Consider the following 3,865-nt stretch of genomic DNA (forward strand, 5'->3'; position numbering starts at 1 on the left):
CGCTCACGGGCGCGGAAACGGGCTGAGGCGACGCTGGATTATTTCACCGTTTAGTAGAAACGCTGAAATGATCTAAGTCTTTGTTTTATCGCGTTTCCGAACCGGAAAACCGGTATCCACTTTTCCTGAAAACGCTCTATTTGCGGGCGGTGACCCAGAGCCATTGCGTGGGCAGGCGGTCATAGCCGCTGCCGGCCTCGGTTTCGAGGGTCAACGCCGCCCAGTCCGCGGCGGCGCGATAGCGAGTCATCAGCGTATCGGCATCGGGATAATTGTAATAGCGGCCGAAGGCGTCGCGGCCCTCGCCCTGGCCGGCCTTGAAGCTGGCGACGAACAGCCCGCCGGGCCGCAGGGCGGTGTGGATGCGGGCGAGATCGTCGGCCAGTTCGGCGGCGGGGGCATGCAGCAGGCTGGCGCAGGCCCAGACGCCATCATAGGCATTTTCCGCTTCGAGCTGGTCGAACCGCATCAGCCGCACGGCGCGGCCAAGGCGCCTGCCGGCTTGCTCGGCCAGCTCCGGGGAAGCATCGGTGGGGTCGATATCGAGGCCCTGCGCCAGCATGAAGGCAGCATCGCGGCCGCTGCCGGCGCCGAGCTCGAGCACCCGCGCTCGGGGCGCCAGGGCGGCGGCGAAGGCGCGAAGATGCCGGTTGGGACGGCCGGAGCCGTGCCGGACATAATCGGCGGCATGGCCGGCGTAGAAGGCGAGCGTCTCGTCGTCCGGCATGAAGGGCTCCAACTGAAACGGCCCGGGAGGTGTCTCCCGGGCCGCAAAGGGTTGAGGTGGGCTCCAGCTTACTGGATGAGGCCCTTGTTGACCACGCTGCCGCCTTCGACCACGAAGTAGTTGATGGCACCGGCAACGTCGCCGACAGCGTCGAACTCGATGGAGCCGGAGGCGCCTTCGTAGTTGATGTCGGTGCCGGCGGCGATCAGCTCCTTGGCCTTGGCCCATTCGCCCGGCAGGATGGTTTCGCCGGGGGCGTTGGCGATTTCACGCAGGGCGGCGGAGACGCCGGCGCGTTCGGCCGAGCCGTTCTTCTCAATGGCCAGGGCCAAAAGGAACACGGCGTCATAGGAGTTGGTCACATAGGTGCCGGTCACATCCTGGCCGACGGCCGAGGTGAGCGCGGCCAGGGCGTCGAAGGCGGGGCCTTCGGCGGGGGCGGCCTGGGTGAGGATCATGCCTTCCAGATCGGCCGCATTGCGGCTGGCGAGCAGGGCTTCGCCGGCCATGCCGTCGCCGCCCATGAACAGGTCGAACGAGCCGGCTTCGATGGCCTGGTTGAGGATGGCGCCGCCGCCGGCATTCTCATAGCCGTAAATGACCAGCGTGGTGGCGCCGGCCGCTTCGATCTGGCCGATTTCGGGGCGGTAGTCGGCCTTGCCGTCTTCATGGGCGACATTGGCGAGAACCTTGCCGCCGCCGGCGACGAAGGCGTCGACAAAGGCGCCGGCCAGGCCCGAGCCGTAGTCGTTGTTGACATAGGTGACGCCGACTTCCTTGACGCCCTGGGCCAGCAGCAGCTCCGCCGCCTTGACGCCCTGGATGGAGTCGGGAACCACGTCGCGGAAGACGAGGTCATTGTCGTTGAGCTCGGCAACGGCCGGCGCGGTGGAGGCGGGCGAGATCATCACCACATTGCCCGGAATGGCCGAGCCATTGGCGCCGGCAATGGTGGAGCCGGAGCAATAGCCGCCGAAAATGGCGACGACGTTCTCGGCGTTGACCAGGCGGTCGGCGGCCGTGGCGGCCTTGCCGCTGTCGCATTCGCTGTCGGCGCTCACCGAGATCAGCTTCTGGCCGTCCAGGATGCCGCCCTGATCGTTGACATTGGCAATGGCCAGATTGCCCGCTTCCACCATGCCGGGCGCGAAGCCGGCGATGGGGCCGCTCACATCGGCCAGGAAACCGATCTTGACGTCGTCGGCGAGGGCCGGGGCGGCAATTGTCAGCGCGGCGGCGGCGACGGCCAGGGTCAGGGTTTTCTTGAACATTGAGGTCCCTCTGTTTGGGTTGTGCGCCGGGCGGTCCTGTCGACCCCCTCCCTAGTGGCGCAACAACATGGTTCGGGGGCGCAATATGCGCCCCGCTGGAGTCAAGTCTTGCACATTTGTGAAGTCGGAGTCACCGGGTATTGCGCGGCAAATGACGCAAGAGGCACAGTTGCTTAATACAGGCGGGTTTCACATGCGCGGCAACGCGGAAAAACAGGGAGCCGGGCTCATGTCGGCAAGGGTATGCCGGGCAATCGCGCTGACGCTGGGACTGATGCTGGCGGGGCCGGCATGGGCGCAGATCACCGTGCTCGACCAGGCGCAGGACCAGATGCAGCAGGGGGCCGGAACGCCGGCGGCGGAGGTGGCCGAGGCGGAGGCGCCGCCGCCCTGCGGCACGCAGCCGCTGACCATTGCGCGCATGGGCTGGCCCTCGGCGGAAGTGCTGGCGGAAATCCATGCCCGGCTCCTGGCCCGGGAATATGGCTGCCAGACGCGGGTGATGCCGGGGGATCTGGCGGCCGCCGCCTCGGCCATGGGCTCGACCGGACAGCCGGCGGTGGCGCCGGAAATGTGGGTGACGCGGGTGGCCGAGGTGTGGAATGCCGCCGTCGCGGCGCAGATGCTGCGTCCGGCCGCCAACAGCTTCGCCCAGACCCAGCTCGAAGGCTGGTTCGTGCCCGGCTTCGTTGCCGCCGCCCATCCCGAGCTCAAGGGGGCGGCGCAATTGCAGCAGGTCCTGCCAACGCTCAATGGCGGCAAGCCGGTGCCCTTCATCTCCTGCCCGCTGGATTGGGCCTGCTCGCTGATCAACCGCAACCTGGTGGCGGCGCTGGGGCTCAAGGGGCTGGTTGAGGTGATCGAACCGGAGAACCGCTTCGCCATGGACCGGTTGATCGCCGAGGCGGTGAGCCGCAAGGAGCCGTTCCTGCTCTATTACTGGCAACCCAATGCGGTGCTGGCGCAATTCGATTTTGCCGCGCTGGACATGGGCGCCTATGACGCCGAGGCCATGGCCTGCCTGGCCCAGCAGGGCTGCGCCGCGCCCCGGCCCAGCGCCTTCCCGGGTGAAACCGTGGTGGTGGCGCTGGCCGAATGGGTGTTCACCGACCTGCCGGCCATCGCCGGCTATTTTCAGCGCGCCAGCCTGCCGCTGACGGAGATGAACCTTTTGCTGGCCCAGCTCAACGAGAGCGGGGCGACGGTGGAGGGCGTGGCGGATCGCTTCGTTGCCGAGCGGCAGGACCTCTGGAAAAGCTGGGTCGGCAGCGTGCCCTGATGCGGTTCTCCTGAGTCAGGTTTTGGGATTTTTCAGATTTTTTTGCTTTTATTGCAATTAAATTTCTACATGGCACCATCTTTGCCAGTCAAGAAACCATGATGTGACAATAGATTTTTCAAATAAGAAGTTTATTTGTCCAAGTTTAAATCGGATAGATTGTCTGTTATTCTTCAAATATTGTCAGATTTGACACATAATTCTGTCATCTTTATGGTCTCCCGCATTCCATAACAGCAGGAGTTGACCTGATGATTTCGAAATCCGGTGGCATTGCCGCCGCGATGGCTGCTGCCCTATTGTCCGCCGCCAGCCTTCCCGCCCTTGCCCAGGATGACGCAGCCGCCCAGTGCGGCACCGATCGCGTGATCGATATTGCCGAAATGACCTGGCCATCCGCAGCCGCCCTGGCGCATATCCATGCGACAGTCCTGGAAAAGGGATATGGCTGTAACGTCGAGATCGTCACCGGCGATACCGTTCCCACTTCGTCTTCCATGCTGACGCGCGGCCGACCGGCCGTGGCGCCGGAATTGTGGACCAGCACCATCGAGGAGCCCTGGGCGCCGGGCATCGAGGAGGGCAAGG

4 protein-coding genes are annotated in these 3,865 nt (G+C 64.9%); 2 read left to right on the forward strand and 2 right to left on the reverse strand.

Going from position 1 to position 3,865, the window contains the following annotated elements; translation table 11 throughout:
• Window positions 1-136 precede the first annotated feature (136 nt).
• Together VDP82_RS15245 and VDP82_RS15250 are read right to left on the reverse strand one after the other, a co-directional pair.
• Window positions 137-727 carry a class I SAM-dependent methyltransferase gene (locus VDP82_RS15245; RefSeq protein WP_323015682.1) on the reverse strand — a complete coding sequence of 197 codons (591 nt, stop codon included), beginning with the start codon at window positions 725-727 and terminating at the stop codon, window positions 137-139.
• 68 nt (window positions 728-795) lie between these two features.
• Window positions 796-1,998, reverse strand: coding sequence for an ABC transporter substrate-binding protein (locus VDP82_RS15250; RefSeq protein WP_323015683.1), 1,203 nt, complete (start codon window positions 1,996-1,998; stop codon window positions 796-798).
• A 229-nt stretch (window positions 1,999-2,227) separates the two neighbouring features.
• On the opposite strand from VDP82_RS15250, the gene VDP82_RS15255 reads away from it, so the two are divergent.
• Together VDP82_RS15255 and VDP82_RS15260 are read left to right on the forward strand one after the other, a co-directional pair.
• Window positions 2,228-3,277, forward strand: coding sequence for a glycine betaine ABC transporter substrate-binding protein (locus VDP82_RS15255; RefSeq protein ID WP_323015684.1), 1,050 nt, complete (start codon window positions 2,228-2,230; stop codon window positions 3,275-3,277).
• 251 nt (window positions 3,278-3,528) lie between these two features.
• The coding region (locus VDP82_RS15260) for a glycine betaine ABC transporter substrate-binding protein (RefSeq protein ID WP_323015685.1) at window positions 3,529-3,865 on the forward strand (337 nt) is incomplete at its 3' end.

Source organism: Devosia sp. (assembly GCF_034675085.1).
GTDB lineage: Bacteria > Pseudomonadota > Alphaproteobacteria > Rhizobiales > Devosiaceae > Devosia.